This is a genomic window from Streptomyces xinghaiensis S187 (assembly GCF_000220705.2).
Taxonomy (GTDB): domain Bacteria; phylum Actinomycetota; class Actinomycetes; order Streptomycetales; family Streptomycetaceae; genus Streptomyces; species Streptomyces xinghaiensis.
Genome location: NZ_CP023202.1, coordinates 344,803 through 370,713 on the forward strand (window position 1 = coordinate 344,803; position 25,911 = coordinate 370,713).

Annotated in this window: 21 protein-coding genes and 1 pseudogene; 9 read left to right on the forward strand and 13 right to left on the reverse strand. The window is 76.0% G+C overall.

Annotated features, from left to right (window positions below; all coding sequences use genetic code 11):
- Nucleotides 1-152: 152 nt before the first annotated feature.
- Nucleotides 153-1,667: a PP2C family protein-serine/threonine phosphatase gene (locus SXIN_RS01585; protein WP_095756457.1), complete on the forward strand. Its 1,515-nt coding sequence runs from the start codon at nt 153-155 to the stop codon at nt 1,665-1,667.
- Nucleotides 1,668-1,808: 141 nt separating this feature from the next.
- Here the strand turns inward: SXIN_RS01585 and SXIN_RS01590 are convergent, their stop codons facing one another.
- On the reverse strand, nt 1,809-3,308 hold the full coding sequence (locus SXIN_RS01590; RefSeq protein WP_019708218.1) for a DNA-binding protein NsdB: 1,500 nt from the start codon (nt 3,306-3,308) through the stop codon (nt 1,809-1,811).
- A 236-nt stretch (nt 3,309-3,544) separates the two neighbouring features.
- On the opposite strand from SXIN_RS01590, the gene SXIN_RS01595 reads away from it, so the two are divergent.
- Nucleotides 3,545-4,684 carry an aminoglycoside phosphotransferase family protein gene (locus SXIN_RS01595; RefSeq protein WP_095756458.1) on the forward strand — a complete coding sequence of 380 codons (1,140 nt, stop codon included), beginning with the start codon at nt 3,545-3,547 and terminating at the stop codon, nt 4,682-4,684.
- 141 nt (nt 4,685-4,825) lie between these two features.
- On the opposite strand, the gene SXIN_RS01600 is transcribed toward SXIN_RS01595, so the two are convergent.
- Nucleotides 4,826-7,327 carry a glycoside hydrolase family 95 protein gene (locus tag SXIN_RS01600; protein ID WP_095756459.1) on the reverse strand — a complete coding sequence of 834 codons (2,502 nt, stop codon included), beginning with the start codon at nt 7,325-7,327 and terminating at the stop codon, nt 4,826-4,828.
- Between the two features lie 135 nt (nt 7,328-7,462).
- Nucleotides 7,463-7,963: a hypothetical protein gene (locus SXIN_RS01605; protein WP_019708215.1), complete on the reverse strand. Its 501-nt coding sequence runs from the start codon at nt 7,961-7,963 to the stop codon at nt 7,463-7,465.
- Nucleotides 7,964-8,402: 439 nt separating this feature from the next.
- On the opposite strand from SXIN_RS01605, the gene SXIN_RS01610 reads away from it, so the two are divergent.
- Complete coding sequence (locus tag SXIN_RS01610; protein ID WP_095756460.1) at nt 8,403-9,080, forward strand: pyridoxine/pyridoxamine 5'-phosphate oxidase; 678 nt, start codon at nt 8,403-8,405, stop codon at nt 9,078-9,080.
- A gap of 133 nt (nt 9,081-9,213) precedes the next feature.
- Nucleotides 9,214-9,921: a leucine-rich repeat domain-containing protein gene (locus SXIN_RS01615; RefSeq protein WP_039818234.1), complete on the forward strand. Its 708-nt coding sequence runs from the start codon at nt 9,214-9,216 to the stop codon at nt 9,919-9,921.
- Between the two features lie 138 nt (nt 9,922-10,059).
- Here the strand turns inward: SXIN_RS01615 and SXIN_RS01620 are convergent, their stop codons facing one another.
- The 3 genes from SXIN_RS01620 to SXIN_RS01630 all read right to left on the reverse strand — a co-directional run bounded on the left by SXIN_RS01620 (nt 10,060) and on the right by SXIN_RS01630 (nt 11,700).
- Nucleotides 10,060-10,299 (reverse strand): DUF397 domain-containing protein, encoded by a 240-nt coding sequence (locus tag SXIN_RS01620; protein ID WP_019706954.1) that lies wholly within the window; start codon nt 10,297-10,299, stop codon nt 10,060-10,062.
- A gap of 209 nt (nt 10,300-10,508) precedes the next feature.
- The gene (locus SXIN_RS01625) at nt 10,509-11,048 is read right to left on the reverse strand and encodes a type 1 glutamine amidotransferase domain-containing protein (RefSeq protein ID WP_019706262.1); all 540 of its coding nucleotides are present in this window, start codon (nt 11,046-11,048) and stop codon (nt 10,509-10,511) included.
- Nucleotides 11,049-11,169: 121 nt separating this feature from the next.
- The gene (locus tag SXIN_RS01630; protein WP_019706261.1) at nt 11,170-11,700 is read right to left on the reverse strand and encodes a VOC family protein; all 531 of its coding nucleotides are present in this window, start codon (nt 11,698-11,700) and stop codon (nt 11,170-11,172) included.
- A 227-nt stretch (nt 11,701-11,927) separates the two neighbouring features.
- Between SXIN_RS01630 and SXIN_RS01635 the strand changes: the two genes are divergently transcribed.
- Nucleotides 11,928-13,730 (forward strand): serine hydrolase domain-containing protein, encoded by a 1,803-nt coding sequence (locus SXIN_RS01635; protein WP_095756461.1) that lies wholly within the window; start codon nt 11,928-11,930, stop codon nt 13,728-13,730.
- A gap of 81 nt (nt 13,731-13,811) precedes the next feature.
- On the opposite strand, the gene SXIN_RS01640 is transcribed toward SXIN_RS01635, so the two are convergent.
- Both SXIN_RS01640 and SXIN_RS01645 read right to left on the reverse strand, forming a co-directional pair.
- Nucleotides 13,812-14,423: an ATP-binding protein gene (locus tag SXIN_RS01640; RefSeq protein WP_095756462.1), complete on the reverse strand. Its 612-nt coding sequence runs from the start codon at nt 14,421-14,423 to the stop codon at nt 13,812-13,814.
- A 499-nt stretch (nt 14,424-14,922) separates the two neighbouring features.
- Nucleotides 14,923-16,602, reverse strand: coding sequence for a phytoene desaturase family protein (locus tag SXIN_RS01645; RefSeq protein WP_095756463.1), 1,680 nt, complete (start codon nt 16,600-16,602; stop codon nt 14,923-14,925).
- A gap of 383 nt (nt 16,603-16,985) precedes the next feature.
- Between SXIN_RS01645 and SXIN_RS01650 the strand changes: the two genes are divergently transcribed.
- Entirely contained in the window at nt 16,986-17,474 is a 489-nt protein-coding gene (locus SXIN_RS01650; RefSeq protein ID WP_019706805.1) for an MSMEG_6728 family protein, read from the forward strand.
- 329 nt (nt 17,475-17,803) lie between these two features.
- Here SXIN_RS01650 and SXIN_RS01655 read toward each other — a convergent pair whose 3' ends face one another.
- The 4 genes from SXIN_RS01655 to SXIN_RS01670 form a co-directional block, all read right to left on the reverse strand.
- Entirely contained in the window at nt 17,804-20,014 is a 2,211-nt protein-coding gene (locus SXIN_RS01655) for a serine/threonine-protein kinase (RefSeq protein WP_095756464.1), read from the reverse strand.
- A 399-nt stretch (nt 20,015-20,413) separates the two neighbouring features.
- Nucleotides 20,414-21,100: a DUF3618 domain-containing protein gene (locus SXIN_RS01660; protein WP_095756465.1), complete on the reverse strand. Its 687-nt coding sequence runs from the start codon at nt 21,098-21,100 to the stop codon at nt 20,414-20,416.
- On the reverse strand, nt 21,067-21,603 hold the full coding sequence (locus SXIN_RS01665) for a phage holin family protein (protein ID WP_019706167.1): 537 nt from the start codon (nt 21,601-21,603) through the stop codon (nt 21,067-21,069). Before SXIN_RS01665 ends, SXIN_RS01660 begins: the two co-directional genes overlap by 34 nt.
- A 1-nt stretch (nt 21,604) precedes the next feature.
- Nucleotides 21,605-22,330 carry a hypothetical protein gene (locus SXIN_RS01670; protein ID WP_157916232.1) on the reverse strand — a complete coding sequence of 242 codons (726 nt, stop codon included), beginning with the start codon at nt 22,328-22,330 and terminating at the stop codon, nt 21,605-21,607.
- A gap of 286 nt (nt 22,331-22,616) precedes the next feature.
- On the opposite strand from SXIN_RS01670, the gene dhaK reads away from it, so the two are divergent.
- A complete protein-coding gene (dhaK, locus tag SXIN_RS01675) occupies nt 22,617-23,609 on the forward strand; it encodes a dihydroxyacetone kinase subunit DhaK (protein ID WP_095756467.1) in 993 nt (330 codons plus the stop codon).
- Nucleotides 23,610-23,684: 75 nt separating this feature from the next.
- Here dhaK and SXIN_RS01680 read toward each other — a convergent pair whose 3' ends face one another.
- The gene (locus tag SXIN_RS01680; protein WP_192883540.1) at nt 23,685-24,434 is read right to left on the reverse strand and encodes a universal stress protein; all 750 of its coding nucleotides are present in this window, start codon (nt 24,432-24,434) and stop codon (nt 23,685-23,687) included.
- A gap of 379 nt (nt 24,435-24,813) precedes the next feature.
- Here SXIN_RS01680 and SXIN_RS01685 point away from each other — a divergent pair, with 379 nt between their 5' ends.
- The gene (locus SXIN_RS01685; RefSeq protein ID WP_107501125.1) at nt 24,814-25,227 is read left to right on the forward strand and encodes an STAS domain-containing protein; all 414 of its coding nucleotides are present in this window, start codon (nt 24,814-24,816) and stop codon (nt 25,225-25,227) included.
- Nucleotides 25,224-25,706 (forward strand): annotated as a pseudogene (locus SXIN_RS01690) (hydrogenase maturation protease); the annotation flags it as partial. The gene SXIN_RS01685 and the pseudogene SXIN_RS01690, both read left to right, overlap by 4 nt.
- Between the last annotated feature and the right edge of the window lie 205 nt (nt 25,707-25,911).

Genomic DNA, 25,911 nt, shown 5'->3' on the forward strand with positions numbered 1-25,911 from the left:
CACCGCCGCGGACCGGCGTCATATGCCGTCCGCACCACCGGGTCGGGTATCGCCGAATCTCTTACGGACCGTCGCTCCCTGTGCAACAGTCGTAACCGGCCCTCCCGGCAGATCCCCGACCTGTCCGTGCCGCGCCTGTATCGGAGCCCTTCATGCCGTCCCACGTGTCCGCGGAGCACCCGGCCGCCCAGCCGCCCGAGCCGGGCACCGTCGAGTCCCTGATCTCCCAGGCCATGCGCCTGCGCGGAGAAGTCGACGCCGTACGGCGCACCACGACCGCCGAACCGGAGGACGCGCGGCTGCGCTGGCAGCGCGCGCTGTGCGAACTCGCCGTCCACCACCTGGACGATCTGGGCCGGCGGCTGGGACAGCTGCGCGACGGCCCGGCCGCCGAACCCGCCGGCGCGGCCGTCTCCGCCGGGGCGGCGGCCCGCCACGTGGCGCTGCCGGCCGCACCGCCCGAGGCGCCGGCCCGCCGCCCGGCCGGCCGGGCGGGCAGCGCGGAGTGGAACCTCCTCACCGATGAGGCCGACTGGTCCGGCGAGCTGTACGAGCTCTTCGCCCGCTCCCCGCAGGAGGGCCCGCTCTCCCTGGACGAGCTGCCCTCCTGGCTGGTCGAGGAGGACCAGCCGGTGCTGACGGCGATCGTCACGGACTGCCTGGTGGACGGCCGCCCGATCGACGGCGAGTTCCGCATCGTCCGCGCCGACGGCGTCGTGCGCACGGTCCACATGACGGGACAGCCCGTCCTCGGCACCGACGGCCGAACCGCCTCCATGTGGGCCGTCCTCCGCGACGTCACCGAGCTGCGCCGCAGCGAGCGGGAGGTCCGCGACAGCCATGAGGCGCTGCTGCGCCGGCGGCAGATCGCGCGCACCGAGCACCGGATCGCGGTGGAGCTGCAGGAGGCCGTGCTGCCGCCCTGGCGCGAGACCCTGCGGTTCCCGCAGGCCGCTGGCGGCGGGCCGGATCTCGCGGCCCACTACCTCCCCTCGGCCACCAGCGCCCTGATCGGCGGGGACTGGTACGACGCCCTGCAACTCCAGGACGGCGGCGTGCTGTTGAGCGTCGGAGACCTCACGGGCCACGGCGTCGCCGCCACCTCCGGCATGGCCATGCTGCTCGGCGCCCTGCGCGGGATGGCGCTCGCCGGGGCGGAGCCGGGCGCGCTGATGGAGCGGCTCAACCAGCTGCTGGACACCGCCGCCCAGCCGGCCCTCGGCAGCGCGCTGTGCTGCCGGTACGACCCGGCCGGCCGCGCCCTGGAGTGGGCGCAGGCCGGCCATCCGGCTCCGCTGCTCTTCCGCGGCGGCACCGGGCGCGCCCTCCCCCGGCCGGAGGGCGTGCTCCTCGGCGCCACGAGCGGAGCCGTCTACGGGCAGGCGCGGGAGCCCCTGGAGCCCGGCGACGTGGTCGTCCTCCACACCGACGGACTCGCCCGGCGGGCCGCCGGACTGTCCGACTCGCCCGACGGCGAACCGGGCGGCGCCCGGCGCCTGCTGGAGCTGGCGCCCCGGTTCTGCGCGGCGCGCAGCGCACGGGAGTGCGTACGCGTCGTGGTCGAGGAGTTCGGCGGCACGGAGCGTGAGGACGACGCCTGCGTCCTGGTCGCCAGGATCGGCGGCGCGGAAGCGGAGCGGCGGGAGCCGTCCCGGGACGTGCCGTAGCGCCGGTGCTCCGGGCGGCCGGCGGCGGGTTCCCCGGCGGGCCGGCACGCCGGCGCCCCGTGAGACCCGGCCCGTGACACCGGGCCCGTGACACCCGGCCCGTGACGCGCGCCCTGTCGGACGCCGCAGGGGATAGGCCGGCTACACGCCCGTCACCCGTCCCCCGGCCCCCCGCGCGGAGGCGCGGGACGACGGCGCCTTGGGCAGGGCCGCCTGGATCTCCGCGCGCAGGTCGTCGACCGTGGAGGTGCCGGCGTACTGCCCCGTCAGCCGGTACATCTCCCGGAGCCGGTCCCACGTCCGGTGCGAGGAGGTCTCCCCGATGCTGACCAGCGCCAACCGGGCGTAGCGGTCGGCCTGTTCGGGGTCGTCGGCGATGAAGCACGCCGAGGCGAGCGAGATGTAGTCGAAGATCTGCGAGCGCTGGTGGCCCTTGCCGCGCAGCCGCAGCGCCTCCTTGGCGTGGCGTTTGGCGATGACGGCGGCCGACGGGTCGTGCTCGGCGAGGGTGCGGAACGCCAGGGCCTGCATGCCGTGCAGATCGGCCTCGTCGAACATCTGCATCCAGCTGGGCGGCGGTACGTCGCCCCGGTCGGAGGCGAACAGGTCCTCGGCCCGGCCGAGGGTGCGGCGCATCGCCTGCCCGCGGCCCAGTGAGGCCTGTGCCCACGCCTCGATCGTGCAGAGCATGGCGCGGGTGCGCGGCAGGGTCTCCTCCCCGGAACCGGAGGCGGCGAGTTTCATCAGGTCCAGTGCCTCGTCGGGGCGGCCGAGGTGGACCATCTGCCGGGCGGCGCGGGACAGCGCCTCCCCGGCCCGCGGCCGGTCACCGCCCTCGCGGGCCGCGTGCGCCGCGATGACGAAGTATTTCTGCGCGGTCGGCTCCAGGCCGACGTCGTGGGACATCCAGCCGGCGAGCACCGCGAGATTGGCCGCGACGCCCCACAGCCGGCGCTGGAGGTGCTCCGGGTGGCGGTAGGCGAGTATGCCGCCCACCTCGTTGAGCTGGCCGACCACGGCCTTGCGCTGCAGCCCGCCGCCACGGGCCGCGTCCCAGGCACGGAACACCTCGACCGAGCGCTCCAGCGCCTCGACCTCCTGTGTTCCGACGGGGGCCGCGTCGAACCGGTCGAAGTCGGCTGTCCCGGCGGTCGCCGGGCTGCCGGTGCGAAGCCCTGGGAGGGCGCCCGCGGGGTCGGTGTGCAGCCAGTCGCGCATGGCGACGGCGAGTGCTGATCCTGTGGTGAGCGCGGCGCCCGCGCCCACCAAGCCGCGTCGGTTGAGCATGAGGTCCATTCCCGTGAATTCGGTGAGAACCTCGGCGGTCCGCTCGGGCGCCCAGGGGAGTCCGTCGTCGGACTGCCGCGTCCTCCCCGCACGCCCGCGCCGGCCGAGTCCGAGGTCCTCGATGGTCACGACACGGCCGAGACGCTCGGTGAACAGGGTCGCCAGCACCTTCGGCACGGGATCGCGCGGCACCTCGCCGGTGTCGATCCAGCGCCGCACCCGCGAGGTGTCGGTCGCCAGCTGGGGGTGGCCCATGGCCGCCGCCTGCCGGTTGACCAGCCTCGCGAGCTCGCCCTTGGACCAGCCGGTGAGGCCGAACAGGTCCGCGAGTCGGGTGTTGGGTTCCTTGGTCACGTCAAGCCCCCAGGTTCCTCGGCTGCCTCGACATTAACGGCCTGTCAGGGGGGTGCGGAGTATTCGCCAGGCTTCGCCAGGGTCCGCCAGGTGGTGTGCCACCCGCGCCCGGGTGTCGGGTAGGAACCGCGCCACCCGTCCCGGTGACCGGACCGCATTTCCCCAGGGTGCGGAGCCCGGCCCCCGGGCGGGCGGCGCAGGCATGCCGTCGGCCCACGAAGGGATCCGTTCCGCCCATGTACGCAGCGCCGTCCTCCGTGTCCGCCCCGCCTCCGCCGTACCGTCCGCAGGCAGGTGGTGGCAGGCCGTACGCCGCCGGCGCCGTACCGGCGGGGCCGGCCCTGCCGGCCGTCGGGCGGCCGCAGCGCGCGGTGGGCCGGGGCGGCCAGACCCTCAGCGGGAGGATCGACTTGTCCGGCCCTCAGGGCACCCAGCTGCGCACCGCCATCGCGGCGGTGCACCGCGTCTGCCCGGAGTTCCATCCGGTGCAGGTGCTCCGCCGCAGCGGGCGCTCGGTGCTGATCGTCGGCACCACGGGCCGTGCCACGGCGGTGGCGAAGTGCCTGCTGGACCACTCGCCCGACCGGTCGGAGCGGGCCCGGCAGGAGATAGCGGCGTACCGGGCGTTCGTCCGGCACCGCCCGCCCGTGCGGGTGCCCCGGCTGGTCGCGGCGGACCCGGACAACGGCACGCTGGTCGTGGAGCGGATGGCGGGGCGGCCGGCGGCCCTGCAGCGGCATCCCGTGGAGGGCCCGCCGCGCGCCGACATCAAGACGGTGCTCCAGGCGGTCTGCCGGGTCAACCAGTGGCGGCCGCCGGCCGGGCTGTTCGGCGTGCCCCTGGACTACGCGGGCCGGCTGAACCGGTACCACGAACTGGGCCTGCTCACCGACCGGGACACCAGCGACCTGCAGAAGCTGCTGCACGGCCTGGCGCAGCAGTCGGGCAGCCGGCAGGGCCAGGGGCAGGGGCAGTTCTGCCACGGCGACGCGCTGCTCTCCAACGTCCTGCTCTCCCCGGCCGGCCCGGTGCTGCTCGACTGGGACCATGCCGGCTGGTACCTCCCCGGCTACGACCTGGCGACGCTGTGGGCGGTCCTCGGTGAGGCGCCCGCCGCCCGCCGCCGGATCAGCCGGCTGGCGCAGGCGGCCGGCCCGGCCGCGCGGGACGCCTTCCTCGTCAATCTCATGCTCGTGCTCACCCGGGAGATCCGCACCTGCGAGACCGCCGTGCAGCGCATGATGCGCGAGCCCGCCCCGGTCCTGCCCGGGGCCACCGGCTCCCCCGGTGAGGCGCAGCGGCTGCTGCTGCGGCGTCTCCACGACGACTGCGGAACAGCCCGGCGGGCGGTACGGGCAGCGGTGGGCACCCGCTGAGGGGCGCCGTACGGGGCGCGCCCCCTGGGGGTGGGGCGCGCCCCGTACGGTGGGGCCGGGCGCCTGCCGCGCCGCGATGGGCGGTGGCGGTGTCCGCCGCCGGTCCGGGTCCGGGGCGGAGTCGTCACCACGCCGGGTGAGTCACCGCGCGGTGATGACGTAGCGGTGCCCGGCGCGAGCCCTCAGGGCAGTGGCACCGTCCTCCCGCTTGTGTGTCCCCACGCTCCCTTCCTCGGTCAACTCCTGGACCGCGTACGGCCCTTCGAGCAGGCCGCCGCGGAGCCGGAGCTCCCCGGTGTGCCCGGTGGCGAGGACGGCCGTGTGCGCTCGGCCGCCGGACCAGGCCAGGTCCACCGTGACGTCACCGCGGGCGCGGAGGCCGTGGACGGAGCCCTCCGGCCAGGCGGCGGGGAGCGCGGGCAGGAGTTCGATCTCGCCGTGGTGGCTCTGCAGCAGCATCTCGGCGATTCCGGCGGTGGCCCCGAGGTTGCCGTCGAGCTGGAACGGCGGGTGGGTGTCGAGGAGGTTGGGGAGGGTCGATTCCCGGAGTTGCCCGGCGAGCAGGGCGTGGGCCCGGTCGCCGTCGTGGAGCCGGGCCCAGAAGTTGGCCTTCCAGGCCCTGCTCCAGCCGGTGCCGCCGTCGCCACGCGCCCCGAGCGACGTCCCGGCCGCCGCCGCCCACCGGTCGCCCGGCCTGATCCGCCGCCCGGGGTGGAGGGCGAAGAGATGGGAGACGTGCCGGTGGCGGTCCTCCGGGTCGTCCAGATCCTCCTTCCACTCCTGGAGCTGGCCCCAGGAGCCGGTGCGCAGCCCTGGGTCGAGGCGGTCGAGGGCCCGCCGCACGTCGTCCCGGAAGCCCGGGTCGTCGCCCAGGACGCGGGCGGCCTCAAGGGTGTTGGACAGCAGGTCGTGGACGATCTGCTGGGCCATCGCGGTGCCTGCCGTGAACCGGCCGTGTTCCGGCGAGTACGCGGGGGAGACGACGAGCGTGCCGTCGGAGGGGTCCGTGCTGAGCTGGTGCAGCCAGAAGAGGGCGGCCTCCTTGAGCGGAGGGTAGGCGGTGTCACGGAGGTGGCCGGTGTCGAGGGAGTAGCGGTACCGGTCGTGGAGGAGCTGGGTGAGCCAGGCGGCGGCCTCGGGGAACCAGAAGGCGGTGGGCCAGTCGTGAACGCCCGTGAAGCCGTACGGATTGGTCTCGTTGTGCACCACCCAGCCCGGTGAGCCGAACATCTCCCGGGCCGTGGTCCGGCCGGGGGCGAGCAGAGCCGTCACGAAGCGGTCGTACGGCTCGGCGGTCTCGGACAGGTTGGTGGAGTGGGCGGGCCAGTAGGCCATCTGGAGATTGATGTTGGTGTGGTAGTCGGCCGCCCAGGGCGGTGTCGTGCTGTCGTTCCAGACGCCCTGGAGGTTGGCGGGCAGCGAGCCGGGGCGGGAGGAGGCGATGAGCAGATAGCGGCCGTACTGGAAGGCGAGCGCCTCCAGCGCGCGGTCGGCGGCCGCGGCGTCGCCGTGGACGGCTCCGTCCGCGCCGGTGGTCCCGTCCGCTTCGGCGGTCCCGTCCGCGCCGGGGCCCGGGCGGGCCCCGGCGGCCGCCGTCCCGCCCGCGTAGTCCCGGAGGAGCTGGTCCGTCGGTAGGTCCGCCGGCAGCCGGCCGCCGAGGTCGAGCCGTACCCGGTCGAACAACTGCCGGTGGTCGGCGGTGTGTTCGGCGAGCAGGCCACGCGGGCCGCGGCGCACCGCCCGGTCGACGGCGGTGGTCACCCGCGGGTGCGGATCGTCACCCCGGTAGTGCGGGTGGGTGTCCGCGTAGTCGGTGCCGGCGGCGAGGACGAACCAGGCCCTGTCGGCGCCCTCGACGGAGACCCGCCCGTCGTCGCCGTCACGGCGGGTGCCGCCGTCCGCGATCACCCGCAGCTGTGCCTCGAACAGCAGCCCGTTGTCGTGGAGGGTGCCGCGTACGGTGATCCGTCCGCCTGCGGCGGTGACGGTGACGTCCCGGTCGTCCTCGGGCGTGGTGACGCGCAGGGTGAAGCCGGTGCTTCCCGGCCGGTCCGCGCCGAGCCGTCCGACGAGCACACCGGCCGGGTGGGAGGCGAAGAACGTGCGCCGGTGGGTGACGCCCCGGTCGTCGGTGTGGCGGACGGTGGCCAGGGCGGTGCGGAGGTCGAGTGCGCGCCGGTAGCGGACGGGGGCGCCGTGCGCCCCGGGCGGCAGGTCGAGCCAGACGTCGCCGAAGGGCTGGTACGCACCGTAGCCCCGGCGGGGCCGGCCGAGGAGCGCCGCCGCCTCCTCCGGGTCGAGGGACCCGGACGCGTCGATCCGGCGCCGGACCTCCTCCAGCGCTCCGGGGCGCGGGGCGGGCCAGTTGCCGTGGTCGTATCCGGCGGTGGAGCCGGGGCCGCCGGTCCACAGCGTCTTCTCGTTGAACTGGAGCCGCTCGGTCGGGACGGTTCCGAAGACCATCGCCCCGAGCGCGCCGTTGCCGAGGGGCAGGGCCTCCCGCTCCCAGTCGGCGGCGGGACGGTCGTACCGGAGGACGGGCTCCCCGGCCCCTTCCCGGGGACCGGAACCGGGCATGCCGTGCCCGGGCGGGCCGCCGGGGGCGGAGGTGGGCTCCTGCGACCGGTGCGCGCCTGCTGACATGCCGCGTCACGCTAGAGGTCCGTGCGGTACGTGACAACACGGCGCGGCCGCACCGCGTCCGCGCCCCGTGTCCGGCCGCGAACTCCCCCGCGGAAGACCGCGGATCCCGGGGAGACCCGGCGGAGTGCCGCGGGCTCAGCCCGCCTGGAACATCTCCGCGGGCAGCGGCTTGAGGAGCCGGTAGAGGTCGTCCGTGATGGGCCGGTCCCAGCTCGCGATGGTGACGAGCACGCCGTCGCTGCGGTCGAACTGGGCGCAGGAGATCCGGCTTTCGGAGAACTTCAGCCGGCGCACGATGAGGAGGTTGTCCTCGTGCATCACCGGGGTGTCCTCGGTCTCCGTCACCCGCACGGGCTCGTCGTTGTCCAGTGCTTCGAGGAGCTGGGCCACCTCGAAGGGCACCTCGTCCTCCCCGGTCTCCCGCGCCGGGGAACCCTCCGGCAGGTTGCCGATGATCATCGCCGGGCCGCGGCCGCCGAACAGGTCGTAGCGGAGGAAGACGCCCTGGCAGCTTCCGTCCGGCGCGGGAAGCAGCCCGGCACCGAGATTGCCCGGCCAGTCACCGGGATCCATCGCGAGGACGTCGAAGTCCGGTCCGGTGGGCGTGGCTGCGCTGCGGCGGCGGAGGAAGGACATGCGGCCATGGTACGGGGCGGCCGTTCACCCGGGCACGGGCGGCCGGGCCGGACGACGCGCACCGGGACCGGGCGCGGCGGCCGGGCGCCCGGCCCCGGATGCGGCCTCCCGGGGCCGCCCGGTCCGCCGCCCCCGGTGCGCTCTCTCCGCCCGAACGGGTGATGCGCGGCCGGACGGCACAGGGGCGGCAGTCCGGGCGGCCGGGCGAGCAGGCGGACGGACGGGACGGGGCCGGGGCGGAGGCGGACGGCTGTCCGGAAGGGCGCGTGTCGCCCGCCGCACGCCCCGTGCCAGGGGATCCGGCCCGGCCCCCGGGTCTGAACCCCGGCCCCCCGGCCCCGGCCTCCGGGCGGCCGGTACGGCCGGGAAGGGCCCGGCTCACCTGCCGGTGCCGCTCCTGGGGCCGGGCGGCTAGTGTCCGTGTCCGGGTCCGTCCACCATGAACGGGAGGAGACGCGTGACGACGACCAACCTTCGGCAACTCCTGCGCGGGCTGGGGGTGTTCGAGGGCGAACTGCCCCGGTTCGACCCCGCGGGCACACCACCGGCACCGCACGAGCTGTTCACCGGCTGGCTGCTGGAGGCCATCCGGGCCGGCGTCCCCGAACCGCACGCCATGACGCTCTCGACGGCCGGCGCGGACGGTGTTCCCTCGGCCCGGGTGCTGATCCTCAAGAACGTCGACGCGGCGGGCTGGCAGTTCGCGGCGCACGCGCGCAGCCCCAAGGGCCGGGAGCTGGCCGAACGGCCGTACGCGGCGCTGACCTTCTACTGGCAGCCGCAGGCGCGGCAGATCCGGGTGCGCGGCCCGGTGGTGGCGGAGTCCCCCGAGCGGAGCGCCGCGGACTTCCGCGCGCGGGGCGCGGGCGCCCGCGCGGAGGCCCTGCTCGGCCGGCAGAGCGAGCCGCTGGAATCGCCGGCGGCCCGCGACGCCGCCGTGGAGGAGTCGCTGGCGCGGCTGGAGCGCGAACCGGACCTGGCAGCTCCGGAATGGACGCTGTACACCGTGCGGGCCGAGGCGGTGGAATTCTGGCAGGGCGACCGGCACCGCCGCCACACCCGGCTCACCTACCGCCGGGAGGCGGACGGCTGGCGGAAGGAGCTGCTGTGGCCATGACCGGATCCGCGGTGGCCGGACCGGCCGCGCCCGGACCACCCCCGGCCGCCGTCACCACCGGCCCCGGACACCGCTCCGTGCTGCCGGCGGGCCCGTGGCCGTAGCGGAGCCGGCCGGTCGGGGCACGGAGTCGCTGAACCTGTGGAATCGCGGACTCGGCACCGTTCCGGAGGAGGTCTGGGACCGTACGGGGCTGCGCGTCCTGATCCTCGCCGGCAACGGGCTGACCGGGCTCTCTCCCCGGATCGCGGGACTGCGCCGGCTGCACACCCTGGATCTCGGGCACAACGCCCTCACGGCCGTCCCGGAGGAGATCGGCGGGCTGACCGGCCTGACCCGCTTCCTGTATCTCCACGACAACCGGCTGACAGCGCTTCCCCGTTCCCTCACCCGGCTGACCGCACTGCGCTACCTCAATGCCGGCGAGAACCCTCTCACCGCGCTGCCACCGGACCTCGGCGTCATGACGGGCCTGGTCGAACTGCGCGCACAGCACGGCGCGCTGACGACACTGCCCGAGTCCGCCGGGGAACTGCGGAATCTGCGCGAGCTGTGGCTGCGAGGAAACCGGATCACCGAACTGCCCGGCACCCTGGGCGCGTTGGCGGAACTGCGCGAGCTCGACCTGCGCGGGAACCGCCTCACGGGCCTCCCCGACGGCATGGCGGGGCTGCCGCTGCTGCGCCGGCTCGATCTGCGGGCCAATCCGCTGCGCCGGCTGCCGGATTGGCTCGCCGGGCTGCCGTCCCTGGAGAAGCTGGACCTGCGCTGGACCGGCGTCGGCGAGGACGGCCCGGTGGTACGGGAGCTCGCCCGGCGGGGCTGCGCGGTACTGCTGTGAGCCACCGCCCCGCCGGGCGGCCCGGCTGGCGGACGCCCGGCCCGGACGGCGCCGTTCCGGCCCGCCCCGGCACCGCCGTCTCCCGTCTGCGCCGCCTCCTGTTTCCCGCGTCTCCCGTTTCCGGCGCCTCCGCCGCTCTCAGCCGAGGTCGAACTCGCCGTCGCGGGCGCCCAGGACGAAGGCGCGCCACTCCCCCGGGGTGAAGACCAGGGCCGGGCCCTCGGTGGCGCGGCGGTCGCGCATCGCGACGAAGCCCTCGACGAAGGCGATCTGGACATCGCCCGTCCCCTGGCCGCTGGACTGCCAGACCGCGTTGTCGAGATCGAGCTGCGGCTTCCCGTGCTCCGTCGCCGCCCGCCGTGTGGGAGTGTCCGCCATGCCCCTGCTCCTCCCGGTCCATGTCACCCGGTCAGCGTAACGACGGCGGGCGGCGCCGGACAGGGCCCGGAGAACTGCCCGGAGAACCCGCGGCGGTCCGGGAGACAGCGGCGCCGGGCCGCCCACGGGGGCAGCCCGGCGCCGGGGCCGGCGGTGCGGCGCGTGCGGCTGCCCCGCCCGCACCGGTGTACGGGCGGGGCAGCCGCCGGTCAGCCCGCCTTGCCGAATTCGTCGGTGATCGCTTCGCCGAACGCCTTGAGGTCGTCCGGCTTGCGGCTGGTGATCAGCTTGTTGGGGCCGGCGGAGCACACCTTGAGCTGTTCGTCGACCCAGGTGCCGCCGGCGTTCTCGATGTCCGTCCTCAGGCTCGGCCAGGAGGTGAGGGTGCGTCCGCGCACCACTCCGGCCTCGATCAGGGTCCACGGGCCGTGGCAGATCGCCGCGACCGGCTTGCCCGCGTCGAAGAAGCTCTTGGCGAAGGCCACGGCCTTCCGGTCGAGCCGCAGGAAGTCGGGGTTGGCGACACCGCCCGGCAGGACCAGGCCGGCGTAGTCGTCGGCGGAGGCGTCGGACACGGCCTTGTCCACGGGGAAGGTGTCCGCCTTGTCCAGGTGGTTGAACGCCTGGATCTCACCGGAGGAGGTGGAGACCAGCTCCGGTGTCCAGCCGGCGTCCTTCACCGCCTGCCACGGCTCCGTCAGCTCGATCTGTTCGACACCCTCCGTGGCCACGAGGAAGGCAACCTTCACGTTTCCCACGTCCTCTCGAACTCTTGCGTCGCTTGCGCGGTGCACTCGCCGCGTACCCGGGCGTATCCGGGCGAAACAGCCGGAGGGAGAGGGCGGCAGGGAGGGCGCGGCCCGCGGGTGCTCAGACCGTGCCGGGGCCGGTGACCGGCCTGCCGTCGAAGATGCCGAGGCGTTCCCGGTAGAGCTCGATCGGCACCCCGTTGGGGTCGCGGAAGTAGAGGCTCTCCTCGACGCCGCGGTCGGGGCCCGCGTAGTCCACGTTCTCCCGGTCCAGCGCCGCCCGGGCTGCGGCGAACTGCTCGTCGCCCACCGAGAGGGCGAGATGCTGGATGCCGCCGACGGTCTCGGTGGACGGCGGGTGCTCGTGGCCGGGGAAGTCGAAGAAGCCGAGCAGATTGCCGTGGCCGAGGTCGAAGAAGAAGTGCGTGGAGCCGCGGTAGTCCCGGTTCTCCACGATCTCGACGAGCGGAAACCCCAGGAACTCCTGGTAGAAGCGGATGGTCTCCTCGACGTCGCGGCAGATGAACGCCACGTGGTGGATGCCGCGCACCGTGGTCGGCGGCCGGTCGCCGGGCTCGCGCAGCCAGCGTTTCCGCAAGCGCTCGCGGCGGTCTCGGACGGCTTGGAGTTCAGCGCCCTCCGGTTGCGGCATACCGCTTCTCCTCTCACCCCCGGGGTCGCGGCGGTGGACCCCGTCACCGCCAGTATGCGGGCGGGGGCCTGCTTCCGCGCCCCGCGTTCCCGGCGGCCGCCCGGAGGAAACGGGTGGCGTCCGGAGGGGCGCGGGTGCCGTCCGGGCCCGGCGGGGTTGACAGTGACATGAACACGGGAAGATCAGCTGGTGGCCGACCGTCCGGAAATTCTCTCCAAGGAGCTGCGATGGCGGACGACAGGGTGGACGGCGGCACGGTGGACGGCGGACTCTCCCGGCGCCGGTTCGCGGGCGGCGCGCTGTCGCTCGGCGGGGCGCTGTTACTGGCCTCCGCGCCGGCCCAGGCCGCGCCCCTCCTCTCCGGCAGCGGCCGAGCCCCCGTCCTGCGCCGGGGCTCCGCCCGGCAGGCGGGGCTGCTCCGGCCGCACCTCGACCGGCTGATGGAGGACGCCCGCGGCTTCCTCGGCCCGTCCCCCGAGCACCCCTGGTACGCCGGCGCCGTGGTCCTCGCCGGGCGCGGCCGGACGGTCGCCCTGCACGAGCCGATCGGCTACGCGGTCCGCTACGCGGCGTACGACGAGGAGTCCGGCAGCGGGGTGGAGTTCCCGCCGGACGAGCGGATCCCGATGTCCGCCGGCACCGTCTTCGACCTGGCGTCCCTCTCCAAGCTGTTCACCTCGGTCCTCGCGGTGCGGCAGATGGAGCGCGGGGCGCTGGAGCCGGAGGCGCCCGTCGCCTCGTACCTCCCGGCATTCGCCGGCGGCGGCAAGGAGGAGGTGACCGTACGGCAGCTCCTCACCCACACCTCCGGTCTCCGGCCCTGGATCCCCCTCTACCGGGAGCCCACCCGGGAGGGGAAACTCCAACTCCTCTGGGACGAAAGGCCGGTGAGCCCGCCCGGCACCGCCTACGCCTACTCCGACCTCAACCTCATCTCCCTCCAGCTCGTTCTGGAGGAGGTCACCGGCCGGCCGCTGGACGCCCTGCTGCGGCGGGACGTCACCGGGCCGCTGGGCATGCGCCGCACCCGCTACAACCCTCCCGCCTCCTGGCGCCCGCGGATCGCCGCGACCGAGGACGCCCGGGCGCCGTGGAGCGGCCTGGACCGCGGACTGGTCTGGGGCGAGGTGCACGACGAGAACGCCTGGTCGCTCGGCGGCGTCGCCGGGCACGCCGGGGTGTTCTCCTGCGCCTGGGACCTGGCCGTGCTGTGCCGCACCCTGCTGAACGGCGGCGCGTACGGCGACGTCCGCATCCTGGAGCGGGAGTCGGTCGAGCTGATGTTCACCGACTACAACACCGGCTTCCCCGGCGACGAGCACGGCCTGGGCTTCGAGCTCTACCAGCACTGGTACATGGGCGCGATGGCCACCCCGCGCAGCGCCGGGCACACCGGCTTCACCGGCACCTCCCTCGTGCTCGACCCGGTGTCCGACTCCTTCCTCGTCCTGCTGGGCAACTCCGTCCACCCGGTGCGCACGTGGCGCAGCGGCAGCGCTCCGAGGGTGGCGGCGGCGACGCATCTGGCGCGGGCCGTGCCGGTCCGTCCGGCCGAGGGCCGCACGGCCTGGTTCACCGGCATGGAGAACGGCGCGACGACCACCCTCACCCTGCCGGAGCTGACCCTCACCGGCTCCGCGCCCCGGCTCGCCTTCTCCCTGTGGTGGGACACCGAGCCGAACGCCGACCGGCTGCGTCTGGAGGCCTCGGCGGACGGCGGGGAGAGCTGGCGGCCGGTGCCGTTCACCACCGAGGGGCCCGGGGACGAGGTTCCGGCCGACCATCCGGAGGGCACGGTGGGCGGCTGGTCGGGGCGGGTCTGGCACCGGGCGTCCGCCGGCCTGGCGCGGTGGCGCGGCGGCCCCGTGCGGCTGCGCTGGCGCTGCGAGACGGACGTCCGGTACGTCGGGCGGGGCGTCTACGCGGACGGAATCCGGGTGACGGACGGCCGCCGCACCGTCTTCGACGGCTCCCGCCGGGCCGACGCGGAGCGCATCGAGGCGGTGGGCTGGGCGCCGTCGGCGGACTGAACCACCGCTGCGGGGAATCCGGTTGCGGGGCGTCCGGGTCCCGCATCGCACACCCGTATGTCGCGGTGTCCGGCCGGCCGCTCAGACGGCCCTGTCGGTCAGATCGAAGCGGCAGAAGACGCTCTTGCCGCCTCGGGCGCGGGGCGCCCACCAGGTTGCGTCGGCCAGGGTGTTGACGAGGAACAGGCCCCGGCCGCGGTCGGCGAGCGGGAAGCCCGGGAGGGCCGCGGGCAGTTCGTGCGGCGGGACCTGCGCCGCGGGAGGGGCGGGCGGCCGCGGGTCCCCGTCGGTGACCTCCAGGAACAGCCACTCCGGCCAGGCGCGCAGCGTCACGCCGATTTCGTGGTGTCCGTCACCGGCGGGTCCGTGCCCGGGCGGCCTCCGGTGCCCGGCCGCGCCGTGCCCGGCCGGGGGCTCCGGGTGCGGCGCGGCGTGCTCCACCGCGTTGCCGACCAGCTCCGACACGCACAGCGTCACGTCGTCGGCCAGCGAGGGCAACCGCCACTCGCGGAGCGTCTCCGCGACCGCCCGGCGCGCCGCTCCCACCGACTCCGGGGCACCGGCCGCCAGGCCGATCCGCCGGCATCTCTCCGCCGGGTGGACGGCCGCCCGGGCGCCATGCGGCTCCCGGGGTACGAGGGATGCCGTCCGCGCCGTGCACACCGGCGGCTCCCGTAACTCGCGCGAGTTCATCGCCCTGCCCTTCGGTCACCGGCGGAGTGCGGCCCGCCGTCTCATGGCTACCAGTGAACGGCCGATACCGCGCGGGCGGCAGTGTTCAAAGGGGGTTCACGCACACAGAGGGGTGCACGGAAGGGCCCATGAGTGCCGGACGTGAACCCCCCGCACCCCCAACGGAATGCGACGCGGCGAGCACGGAACGTCACATCCGGGGCAGCGGTGCGGGACGGGAGGGGCCCGGGCTGCGGACGGACGCCTCAGCGACGGTATCCGGAATCCCGTACGGCGGCGGCGCCGGACCGCACCGGGCCCTGTCGGGCGGCCGGCCTCCACCCGGCCGCTCCGGAGCGCGCTCCCTCCGTGCGCCGCCGGAGGAGTCAACGGCGCACGGGAGCACGTGAGTTGCCGAAGGGCCGGTCCGGTGCGCCTCCTTCACCGCCCGTGCGACGGGGCGGATTCCGGACGGACGGCGGCGGGCAGAAGGCCAAGGGCCCGCCGGGGGTGCGGCCCTTCAGCGGCCCAGGGCCGCCATGGCCGCGTTGTGGCCGGGAATGCCGCTGACCCCGCCGCCGCGCACCGCGCCCGCCCCGCACAGCAGCACATTGGCGTGCCGGGTCTCGACACCCCAGCGGCCGGTGGTCTCCGTGGCGTAGGGGAAGGACAGGTCACGGTGGAAGATGTGGCCGCGGGGCAGCCGGAGTTCACGGTCCAGGTCGAGCGGTGTCCTCGCCTCGATGCAGGGCCTGCCCTCGGCGTCGGTGGCGAGGCAGTCGGCGAGCGGCTCGGCCAGGTGGGCGTCGAGCTGGGCGAGGGTGGCCCGGAGCAGGCGGTCCCGGACGGAGTCCCCGGTGCCGTCCCCACCAAGCACGCCGCCGCTCACCCCGCCGTCCTGCGCCGGGCCGCCCTCGAAGAGCCGGGCCGGGGTGTGCAGGCCGAAGAGGGTGAGGGTGTGGTGGCCGCTCTCCGCGAGCTCCGGCCCGAGGATCGACGGGTCCGTGAGGGAGTGGCAGTAGATCTCGCTGGGCGGTGCCCCGGGGAGCTCCCCCGCCGCCGCCTGCCGGTGGGCCTCGGCCAGCTGGCCGTAGCCCTCGGCGATGTGGAAGGTGCCGGCGAACGCCTCGCGCGGGTCGGCCTCCGGGTCCCGCAGCCGGGGCAGCCGGCGCAGCAGCATGTTGACCTTGAGCTGGCAGCCCTCCGCGCGTCCGGCCGCGGGCGGCCCGTCGCCGAGGAGCGCGGCCAGTTCCTCGGGGGAGGCGCCGACGAGGACGTGCCGCGCCGCCACCGTGCCCGTGCCGTCCGCGTGGCGGTACGTCACCTCGGCGTGGGTGCCGTCCGTCTCCAGGCGCGTCGCCTCGTGTCCGGTGCGGATCTCGGCGCCCGCCGCGCGGGCCGCGCCGGCCAGGGCCGTGGTGAGCGCGCCCATGCCGCCCACGGGCACGTTCCAGTCACCGGTGCCGCCGCCGATCACGTGGTAGAGGAAGCAGCGGTTCTGGGCGAGACCCGGGTCGTGGGCGTCGGCGAAGGTGCCGATGAGGCCGTCGGTGAGCACGACGCCGCGCACCAGGTCGTCGGTGAACGTCTCTTCGATCGTGACGCCGAGCGGCTGCTCGAACAGCGCCTGCCAGGCCGCCTCGTCGTCGATCCGGGCGCGGAGTTGGGCCCGGGTGGGCAGCGGCGCGGTGAGGGTGGGGAACACGCGCTCGGCCAGCCGGCCCGTCATGCCGTAGAAGCGCTGCCACGCCTCGAACTCCCGGTCGGAGCCGGTGAGCCGGGCGAACGACGCACGGGTGCGGGCGGTGCCGCCGCCGACGAGCAGCCCGGTGGGCCGGCCGTCGCGGACGGCGGGGGTGTACGAGGAGACGGAGCGGTGCCGGACGGCGAAGACCAGCCCGAGATCGTTGACGATCTTCCCGGGGAGCAGGCTGACCAGGTACGAGTAGCGCGAGAGGCGCGCGTCCATCCCGGCGAAGGGGCGGGTGGAGACGGCCGCGCCGCCGACCCGGTCCAGCCGCTCCAGCAGCAGCACGCTGCGGCCGGCCCGGGCGAGGTAGGCGGCGGCCACCAGGGCGTTGTGCCCGCCGCCGACGATGACGGCGTCGTAGGCGCCCCGGATCGGGGCCGCCGGTGCGGAGGACGCGGCGGGCTCCCGGGGGCTCGGTTCCGGTGCGGTGGATTCCGGTGTGGTCGGCATGGCTCTTGTTACCACGCCCGGTACGGCTCCCAGCGGTCGCGGAACGCGGTGCGGGCTGCGAGGATCACCGCAGGCGGGCGCGGTACGGACCCGGCCCCCGCCGGGGTGGCGTGCGGTCGTGCCGTGAGGCCGCCCCTGTGCGGTCGCCCAGTGCGGCGTACGGGCCTGCGCCGGGGCGCGGTGCCGCACCGGGTGCTCGGTGCGCAAGCCGGGCCGGACACGCGGGTGCACCGCTGTGCGCCGGCCCGCCCCCGGCCGGGCCGGCGTGGCCGCGGCGCGGCCGTCGTGGTGCGGTGCACGGCACCGGGCTCTGTTCACCGTGACTGCGGCCCCGGCCGTGGTCACGGTCGTGGTCGTACGGGTGCCGGCGGGTGAGGTGGCGGATGCAGACCTTCCTCCCTTACGCGGAGTTCCTGGAGAGCGCCCGGGTGCTGGACGCGCGGCGGCTGGGCAAGCAGCGGGTCGAGACGATCCAGGTGCTGCGGGGTCTCACCGTGCCGGGGTACGGCTGGCGGCACCACCCTGCCGTCCGGATGTGGGCGGGCTACGAGGAGGCGCTGGTCCGGTACGGCCTGGACATGGTCCGGGTGTGGTGCGAGGACGGCCGCCGGGACACCTGCGCGGCGACCCTGGTCACCGATCTGTCCCACGCCACGGGGCGCACGGCGGCCCGGTCCCAGGAGGATCTCGGGGCGGCGGGCGAGCTGCCGCCGTGGCTGGGCGACCCCGCTTTTCATCTGAGCCACCGGTCGGCGCTGGTACGGAAGGACCCGGAGCGGTACGGGCCGCTCTTTCCCGGGGTTCCGGACGATCTGCCGTACGTGTGGCCCGTCTCGGACCGGCACGGGGCGTCGGGGCCCGGCGCGGCGTAGCCGGCCCGGCGCGGTGCAGCCGCTCCCGCGCCGGTGCGGCCGCGCCCGGCGCGGGGCACGGCACGGGGCACTACGCCCGCCGGAAACCCACCGCCCCGGAGCGACACCGCACCGCCCCGGCGAGCGCGGCACCGTTCCCCGCGCCGCACGCCGAGTGTCTCCGTCCGCGGCCGCCCGCCCGGCCCGCGCCGGCTCACGGCCGCCGCCGGCCCCGGAAGCCCTGGACACCCCGAGGCCCGGAGGTCTCCGCAAGCCCGGGAGCCATGGGATACCTGGACGCCCGGAGGTCTCCGGAAGCCCTCGGGACAGCGTTCCCGCCCCGGGAGCCGTCAGCCCGGGGCGGGGCCGCCGCCGCGGAGCCCGGCCAGGCGGCGGTAGATCTCCACGGCCTCCGCCGACCGTCCCAGCTGTTCCAGGCAGTGGGCCTCGTCGCCCCGGCTGGCCAGGGCGTCCGGATGGCCGGGGCCGAGGACGTTCTCCCGGTCGCGGGCGACCCGCCGGTAGACGTCGAGGGCGTCCTCCCAGCGGCCCAGCCGGCCCAGGCAGACGGCGATCTCCCGGCGGCCGGAGAGGGTGTCCGGGTGCCCGGGGCCCAGGACCCGCTCCCGGACGGCGCAGACCTCGCGGGCCTCGCTCAGCGCCTCCGGCCACCGCCCCAGCCGGCCGAGGCTGACGCCCACCCCGTGCCGGGCGCGGAGGGTGTCGGGGTCCTCCGGGCCGCCGGCCCGGGTCCGTTGCTCGACCAGGTCGCGGTACAGCTCCAGGGCCTCGGCGCCGCGGCCCAGCCGGCCGAGACTGACGCCCTCCTCCTGCCGGGCCGCGAGGGTGTCCGGGTGGAGCGGGCCCAGGACGCGCCGCCGGGCCGCGGCGATCTCCCGGTAGACGCGGAGCGCGTCCGCCCAGCGGCCGAGCTGTCCGAGGGCGTGCGCCACCTCGTGGCGGGTGACCAGGGTGTCGGGGTGGTCGGGGCCGAGGGTGCGGGAGCGGGCTGCGGCGACCTCGGAGGCCGTCCGGTAGGAGTCCGCGGCCCGTCCCAGCCGGCCCAGGGTGACGGCGAGGTTGTGGCGGCAGCGCAGGGTGTCGGGGTGGCCGGGGCCGTCGGCGCGTTCGCGGGCGGCGAGCACGGCGGCGTAGAGCTGGTGTGCCTCGAAGTGCCGGCCGAGCCGCCCGAGGACGTGGGCCTGGTCCTGCCGGACGAGGAGGGTCGCGGGATGGTCCGGGCCGAGGGCGCGCTGCCGCGGCTCCGCCACCCGCTCGAACTCGCTCAGGGCTTCCGCGGGGCGTCCGGCGCGGAGCAGGGCGGTGCCGGCCTCGTAGCGGCTGGCGAGGGTGTCCGGGTGGTCGGGGCCGAGGATCCGCTCGCGTTCGGCGGCCACGGCGCGGTGCGTCGTGGCGGCCTCCGCCCAGCGGCCGTGGCGGGCGAGGGTGAGCCCGGACTCGTGGCGGCGGGCGAGAGCGGCGGCCGCGCCGGACGGCGGCGGGGGCCGCCCCGGTGCCTGCGGCGGCGGGCCGGTGGCCGTGGGGCCGGTGCCGCCGGTCCAGGGGCCGGTGAGCCCGGTGGAGACGTCGGGGGGCGTGGCGCGGTCGAGGGCGCCGACGGCCTTGGCGCCGGTGGTCATGCCGCGGGTCCAGGCCGGCAGCCGCGGCTCGTACGGCTCGGTGAGCGGTACGGGGGTGCCGGCCGGGTGGGCGTAGCGGGCGGCGGCGAGCCGGTCGCCGAGTTCGGCGGCGTCGCCGGGACGGTCGCCGGGATCCTTGGCGAGCAGGTCGAGCACCAGCCGTTCGAAGGGCTCGGGCAGCTCGGGCCGGTGGTCGCGGAGCGGGCGGGGCGGGGTGTCGCGGTGGCCGACGAGGACGGACCAGGCGTCCTCCTGGTCGAACGGCGGGGTGCCGGTGGCCAGTTCGTAGAGCACGCAGCCCAGCGAGTAGAGGTCGCTGCGGTGGTCGGCGGAGCCGCCGGAGATCTGCTCGGGCGACATGTAGTGCGGGGTGCCCATGGCGATTCCGGCACTGGTCAGGCGGGAGCCGGGGTCCATGTCGCGGGCGAGGCGGGCGATGCCGAAGTCGCAGATCTTCAGGGTGCCGTCGGCGAGCCGGACGATGTTGGCCGGTTTGAGGTCGCGGTGCACCACGCCCTGCCGGTGGGTGTACGCGAGGGCGGCGGCGATCTGCCCGGTGACGTCCACCAGGTCCGGGAGGGACAGCGGGTGGCGGCCGTTGTCCTCCAGCACCTGCCCGAGGTGGCGGCCGTCGAGGAGTTCCATGACGAGGTGGAGCACGCCGTCGTCCTCGCCGAAGTCGTGGACGACCGTGATCCCGCGGTGCTGGAGCGAGGCGGCCACCCGGGCCTCGCGGCGGAAGCGTTCACGCAGCACGCGGGCGGAGTGGTCGTCGAGTTCGGGTCCGAGCGGCTTGAGGCACTTGACGGCGACCTGGCGGCCCAGCGACTCGTCCAGGGCGCGCCAGACCTCGCCCATGCCGCCACGCCCGATCCGTTCGAGCAGTCTGTAGCGGCCGCGGACCAGTCCCGTCTTCTCCACTGCGATCGCCGCCCCCGTCGATTCGCGCCCTCCTCGGCGGACTCCAGTATGACGAGCCGTGTGTGAACTGTGTACGGCGCCGTGCGGGTTGGCGGCGGGAGCCCGGGGCCGCCGGCGGTGGCCGGGTGACAACTCCCGGCCGGGCGAGGGGGATTGGCGCAGTAACGCCCCGTGGGGTGGTACGGCGCCGCGGCGTCCCGGCCGCGTGCCGCCGGGCGGTCCGCCGTCCCGCTGCCCCGGTGCGGGCGCACGGCGCCGGGGCGGCGGACGGACGCGCACCGCCCCGCGCTCCGCCCATGGTCGCCGAAGGACCGGCGCACGACGGCGGGCGGGCCCGTACGGACCCGCCCGCACCGTGTCGTGGTGCGCCCGGACGGCGGTCCGGGCGCCCGTCCGCGGCTACGAACCGCTGCCGCGGTCCTTGGCCTCGCCGGCCACCGTGCGGCCCGATTCCCGGGCCCGGCCGCCGACGTGGCCGGCCTGCCCTCGGGCCTCCTCCCCGGTGTGCCGGGCGGCGCTCATGGCCGAGCGCGCCACCTCCTCCGCGGCGTGCCGCGCGGTCTCCCCCGCGCCCGCCTTGAGGCGTCCGGCGTACTCTTCGGCCGCCGCCTTCACGGGGCCGGTGGCGCCACCGGTCCGTTCGGCGAACCGGGAGACGGTCCGCTGCTCGGTCTCGGAGTCGGGGAGCAGCGACGCGCCCAGCATCCCGGCGCCGAAGGCGATCACTCCGGCCGCCACCGGGTTGCCCTCGGTGCGGCGGGCGGCCTCGTGCGGCGCCCCGCGGGCCCGGTGGCCGGCCTCTTCGGCGGTCCTCCGGACGGATTCGGCGGCGTCGGCGGAGGTCTCCTGGACGGAGTGGGCGGTGTGCCGGGTCCGTTCCCGCGCCTGTTCCCTGCCGTGCGAGCTGCTGCCCATCACGCGTTCCCGGGCGCCGGACACGGCCTGCCGCATCCGCTCGCGCCGCCGTTCGACCGCCCGGCGGGGGCTGGCGCGGTCGGCCAGCTCGTCGACGTCGTGGGCCAGTTCCTTGCGGGTGGATTCGATGCCCGCCCTTATCCGGTCGGGTGAGTCGGGTGCCGTGCCCATTCCGCGTCCTCCTTCAGCGTCTCGATGGTCTGTTCCGGCGCGGGGGACATCTCCCGCGACCGGGCCCGGCCCATCAGGGCCAGCACACCGCCGGCGACCGCCCACAGGACGGTGACGATCAGCGCGGCCCAGGCCGGGTCAATGGCGTTCGCCAGCGCGAACACGGCGGTCAGTGACAGGAACACGGCGACCATGTAGCCCGCGAACGCGGCGCCGCCGAACATCCCGGCCACCTTGCCCGCCTTGACGCCCTCCTCCTTGAGTTCCGCCTTGGCCAGCTCGACCTGCTGGCTCAGCAGCCTGCTGAAGTCGTCGGTCACCCGGGAGACCAGTTCGCCCATCGAGGGCTCTCCGCCGCTCTCCCCATGGCTCCGTGCGGTGTGCTCGGTGGCTCCGCCCTTCTCCAGGCCGGCCTTCTCCAGGTCGCCGAGGACGTCCTCGCGGTCGCGTTCCGCGGCCGGGGACGGGGCCGTTCCGGCTCCCCGTGCTGTGGTCAAGGTCATCTCAGCCCACCTCCGGCGGCCGGCCCGGCAGGCCCGGCCAGTCGGCTTCGCGTGCGGTCGTCCGCCCGGGAACACCGGGGTCCCCCGTCTCGGGACGGGTGCCGCGGGACGGCGCCGGGCTCTCCCCGGACGGTCCGGTGCGGCCACCGGCTCCGGCGGCCCGGTCGCGCATCGGGCCGGCCCGGTCCGCCGCGGTCTCCTCGCCCCCGCTCTCCGTCCCGGAGGACGCGGACTTGAGGTCCTTGGCGATCCTGCCCGCCGCGAGCCCCGCGGCGGCGGCCGTGCCGAGGAAGACGCCCGGCTTCCGCCGCGCGAACGACTGGATCTCCTCGGCGATCCCGCCGGCGCCTCGCTTCTCCAGGAAGTCGGCAGCGCGGTGCCCGCCGTCCGCCACCTTCTCGGCCATGGTCCGGGCCGGCGAGCCTTCCGGGGCGTTGCCGGCCATGCCCGCCACTTCATCGGCCCACTGCCGGACGGAGCCCGCGGTGCGCCGGACCTGGCCGTCCGCCTCGCTCCTGGCGCGGTCACGCAGGTCACCGGCGATCGAACCGGCCTGTTCGCGTGCCGTGTCCGCGACCGCCTTGGCCTCGTGTCCGGCGGTGGCTCGCACCTCTCCGGCGGCGTGTCGGGCCTCTCCGGCCGTGGCCGCGGCCTCGTGTCCGGCTGTCTCCCCGGTCTGCCGACCGGGTCCGGCACTCGCATGACTGGCACGTGCCGAGTCGCTCATGGGTGCCTCCCTTCGCCTGTCGCCCCGCAGGGCGTTCGACCCCCGTCAGCTCTCGGTCCGACGGGTAACCAACCCGATACGGACAAAACAGGCAAATCCGCAAGGCGGGTTCGGCCGGACGGTCATCACCGCAGGTGAGGAACGCCCACACCACGCAGCGGCCCGCCGCCGGCCGGGGTGCCGGAGGTCTCGCGAACCACCGGGATCGCCGACTTCCGGTGCGGTGACGCCCCCGTTCAGCACACTGGTGGGGACGACCGGTGTCGAGCCGCCTGGGAGACGCGTGATGAAGATGCTGATCAATGTTCCGGAGACCGTGGTCGCGGACGCGCTGCGCGGGATGGCCGCCGCGCATCCCGAGCTGACCGTCGACGTCGAGAACCGCGTGATCGTCCGGCGGGACGCGCCCGTCCCCGGCAAGGTCGGCCTCGTCTCGGGCGGCGGCTCGGGGCACGAACCGCTGCACGGCGGCTTCGTGGGCCACGGCATGCTGGACGCGGCCTGCCCGGGCGAGGTGTTCACCTCCCCCGTCCCGGACCAGATGGTGCGGGCCGCGGCGGCCGTGGACAGCGGCGCGGGGGTGCTGTTCATCGTGAAGAACTACACCGGGGACGTCCTCAACTTCGAGATGGCGGCGGAGCTCGCCGAGGACGAGGGCATCCAGGTGGCCAGTGTCCTGGTCAACGACGACGTGGCCGTGACCGACAGCCTTTACACCGCCGGGCGGCGCGGCACCGGGGCCACCCTCTTCGTCGAGAAGATCGCCGGGGCCGCCGCCGAGGAGGGCGCGCCGCTGGAGCGGGTGGAGGCCCTGGCCCGGCGGGTCAACGACGCCTCCCGCAGCTTCGGGGTGGCGCTGAGCGCCTGCACCACCCCGGCCAAGGGCGGCCCCACCTTCGACCTGCCGCCCGGCGAACTGGAGCTGGGCATCGGCATCCACGGCGAGCCGGGCCGGGAGCGGCGCGCCATGATGACGTCCGGGGAGATCGCCGACTTCGCCGTGGACGCCGTCCTGGAGGACCTGGACCCCCGCGAGCCGGTGCTGCTGCTCGTCAACGGCATGGGCGCCACCCCGCTGCTGGAGCTCTACGGCTTCCACGCCGAGGTGCACCGGGTGTTGCGGGAGCGCCGGGTGGACGTGGCCCGCACGCTGGTCGGCAACTACGTCACCTCGCTGGACATGGCGGGCTGTTCGGTGACGCTCTGCCGGGCGGACGAGGAGCTGCTGCGGCTGTGGGACGCGCCGGTGGCGACCCCCGGGCTGCGCTGGGGCCGCTGAGCCGCCGCACGGACGGGCGGCGCCGCTCCCGGGCGGCGCCGCTCCCTGCGCGACCCGGCTCGCGCGGCGGTCGGCTCACGCCGCCGTACCGATGCTCCGGTGGGCCGGGGCCGTCACCGGGACCAGGATGACCGGGCAGTGCGAGCGGCGCAGCAGGGCCTGGGCGACCGGGCTCAGCCGCGGCCCGAAGGGGCCGGGCCTGCGGTGGGCGGGGACGACGACCACATCGGCCCGCCCGGTGGCCCACAGCAGTCCGCGCCTGCGGTCGTGGGCCCGGCGGCGCCCGGCGCGGGAGCGGGCCGGCGCGGGCGGGCCGGTCTGCCGTATCCGCAGGGCGGTCCCGCGCCGCTCGGCCTCGCGGAAGGCGTAGACGGCGGCCTCGGCGTCGGTGGCCTCGTCCGCGCCGAGGAGCACTCCGCGGCGCTCGGGGCGCCGTTCGGCGGGGAGCCGGCTGCCGCGGACGACGAGCAGCGGCCCGCGGGCGCCGGCCGCCACGCGCAGGCTGACGGAGCCGAGCAGCAGTCCGGCCGCGCCGCCGAGACCGCGGTGGCCGACGACGGTGAGGACGGCGTTGCGGCCGCGGCGCACCAGGGCCCGCGCGGGATCGCCGACGACCGGGGTGCCCGTCACGGGCAGTTCGGGGTGGCGCTCCATCACCCGGCCGACGGCCGACTCCAGGACGGGCCCGGCGCGGTCCAGGGCGGGGACGGCGTGGACGATCTCCAGGAGGGCTCCGCAGTGCTCGGCCTCCCGGGCCGCCATGTCCAGGGCCCGCACGGAGGCGACCGAGTCGTCCACCCCCACCACCACGCGCCGCGGGGTCATGTCCGCTCCTCTCCGCTACGGGGCCGGTACGGCCGGGGGTGCCCGGCGGGCGGCCCGGCCGGTGTGTCCGCCGGGGCGCCGCGCGCACCGGCGGGCCGGTGCCGGGTGCGGCCGGTGTGACCTCGGCCCCGAACCCGCGGTTACGGGCGCGGGAGCGCTCCCGGCACCCGTACTCTCGCACCGCGCACGCGCCGTCCGGGAGAGGCTGACCGGCCCCAGCCGGGGGCGCACGGCCCCGCGTTCGCGCCGTCCCGCAGGGCCGGGCGTCCCGGGACGACCGGGGCCATAGGGCCCTTCCCCGGGCGGGGCCGCTGTTCTTAGCTGAGGACGCGCCGGCTGTACGCGGGGTACAACCGGGCCGAGAGACAGGTGGACGACCATGGTGGAGGCCGGGAGTCGCACGGCGGACGGCCTGCGCGTACGGGGGATCGACGGCGTCGTCGTCGCCGAACTGCGCGGGGAGATCGACATCCTGACCGCCCCGGCCCTCTCCGTGCGCCTCGACGCGCTCACCGCCCCCGCCGCCCCCGACCTGGTGGTCGACCTGCGGGCGGTGACGTTCCTCGACTGCCGGGGCCTGGCCATGCTGTGCCGGGCCCGCAACCGTGTCCTGTCCCGCGGTGGCCGGCTGCGCCTGGTGGCGAGCGACGGGCACATTCTGCGGGTGATGCGCCTGACGCGGCTCGCCCGGGTCTTCGACGTCAGCGCCGGCCTGGCCGAGGCCCTCGGCTCCCCGGCGCCCGCCGGGCTCCCGCCGGCCCTCCCGGCTCGGGCGGAGGCCGCGGCGCCATGACCGGCCGGCGCGGCTCCGGACGCACCGTCGTCATCGGCGTCGGAAACGACTTCCGGCGCGACGACGGGGTGGCCTGGCGGGTCGTCGGACGGCTCCGGGAGCGCGCGGAGGGCAAGGGGAGTCCGTTACCTCCCGGCACCGAACTGCGGGAGTGCGACGGCGATCCCGGGCGGCTGATCGGCCTGTGGGAGGGCGCGGAGCTGGCCGTGGTGGTGGACGCCGCCCACGCGCACCCTCCGTCTCCGGGCCGGGTCCACCGGCTGGAGCTGGACCGGCGCCGGCTGTGGCGGGACGGGGCGGCCAGCTCGCACGGGCTCGGGCTCGGCGAGGCGGTGGAACTCTCCCGCGCGCTGGGCACGCTGCCCGCCCGTCTCGTCGTGTACGCGGTGGAGGGCGCGGACAGCACCCTGGGCACCGGGCTGTCCGCTCCGGTCGCCGCGGCCGTGGAGCCGCTCACCGCACGGATCGAGGCCGACATCGGGAGCGGCGGCGGGACCGGATGCTCCGGGGACGGCCCGCCCGGGATCCCTGCCGGGCCGGCGCGGCCCGCGGAACGCCCGGGGTCCGCGGGCGGCCCCGGCCCGGACCGGCCGCCGGGCCCCGGGCCGGACGGGAGCGCCTCCGCGGGCGGGGGCACCGCCGCGGCCGGAGCAGGCGGCGACGGCGACGGCGGGGGGTGAACCA

Bases quoted from the DNA above. Each gene is read 5' to 3' on its own strand.
- SXIN_RS01585 (WP_095756457.1), top strand. From the start codon at position 153: ATGCCGTCCCACGTGTCCGCGGAGCACCCGGCCGCCCAGCCGCCCGAG.
- SXIN_RS01660 (WP_095756465.1), bottom strand. From the start codon at position 21,100: ATGGGCACGGCACCCGACTCACCCGACCGGATAAGGGCGGGCATCGAA.
- dhaK (WP_095756467.1), top strand. From the start codon at position 22,617: ATGAAGATGCTGATCAATGTTCCGGAGACCGTGGTCGCGGACGCGCTG.
- SXIN_RS01670 (WP_157916232.1), bottom strand. From the start codon at position 22,330: ATGAGCGACTCGGCACGTGCCAGTCATGCGAGTGCCGGACCCGGTCGG.
- SXIN_RS01640 (WP_095756462.1), bottom strand. From the start codon at position 14,423: ATGAACTCGCGCGAGTTACGGGAGCCGCCGGTGTGCACGGCGCGGACG.
- SXIN_RS01665 (WP_019706167.1), bottom strand. From the start codon at position 21,603: ATGACCTTGACCACAGCACGGGGAGCCGGAACGGCCCCGTCCCCGGCC.
- SXIN_RS01600 (WP_095756459.1), bottom strand. From the start codon at position 7,327: ATGTCAGCAGGCGCGCACCGGTCGCAGGAGCCCACCTCCGCCCCCGGC.
- SXIN_RS01620 (WP_019706954.1), bottom strand. From the start codon at position 10,299: ATGGCGGACACTCCCACACGGCGGGCGGCGACGGAGCACGGGAAGCCG.
- SXIN_RS01630 (WP_019706261.1), bottom strand. From the start codon at position 11,700: ATGCCGCAACCGGAGGGCGCTGAACTCCAAGCCGTCCGAGACCGCCGC.
- SXIN_RS01650 (WP_019706805.1), top strand. From the start codon at position 16,986: ATGCAGACCTTCCTCCCTTACGCGGAGTTCCTGGAGAGCGCCCGGGTG.
- SXIN_RS01635 (WP_095756461.1), top strand. From the start codon at position 11,928: ATGGCGGACGACAGGGTGGACGGCGGCACGGTGGACGGCGGACTCTCC.
- SXIN_RS01680 (WP_192883540.1), bottom strand. From the start codon at position 24,434: ATGACCCCGCGGCGCGTGGTGGTGGGGGTGGACGACTCGGTCGCCTCC.
- SXIN_RS01685 (WP_107501125.1), top strand. From the start codon at position 24,814: ATGGTGGAGGCCGGGAGTCGCACGGCGGACGGCCTGCGCGTACGGGGG.
- SXIN_RS01610 (WP_095756460.1), top strand. From the start codon at position 8,403: ATGAACGGGAGGAGACGCGTGACGACGACCAACCTTCGGCAACTCCTG.
- SXIN_RS01595 (WP_095756458.1), top strand. From the start codon at position 3,545: ATGTACGCAGCGCCGTCCTCCGTGTCCGCCCCGCCTCCGCCGTACCGT.
- SXIN_RS01645 (WP_095756463.1), bottom strand. From the start codon at position 16,602: ATGCCGACCACACCGGAATCCACCGCACCGGAACCGAGCCCCCGGGAG.
- SXIN_RS01605 (WP_019708215.1), bottom strand. From the start codon at position 7,963: ATGTCCTTCCTCCGCCGCCGCAGCGCAGCCACGCCCACCGGACCGGAC.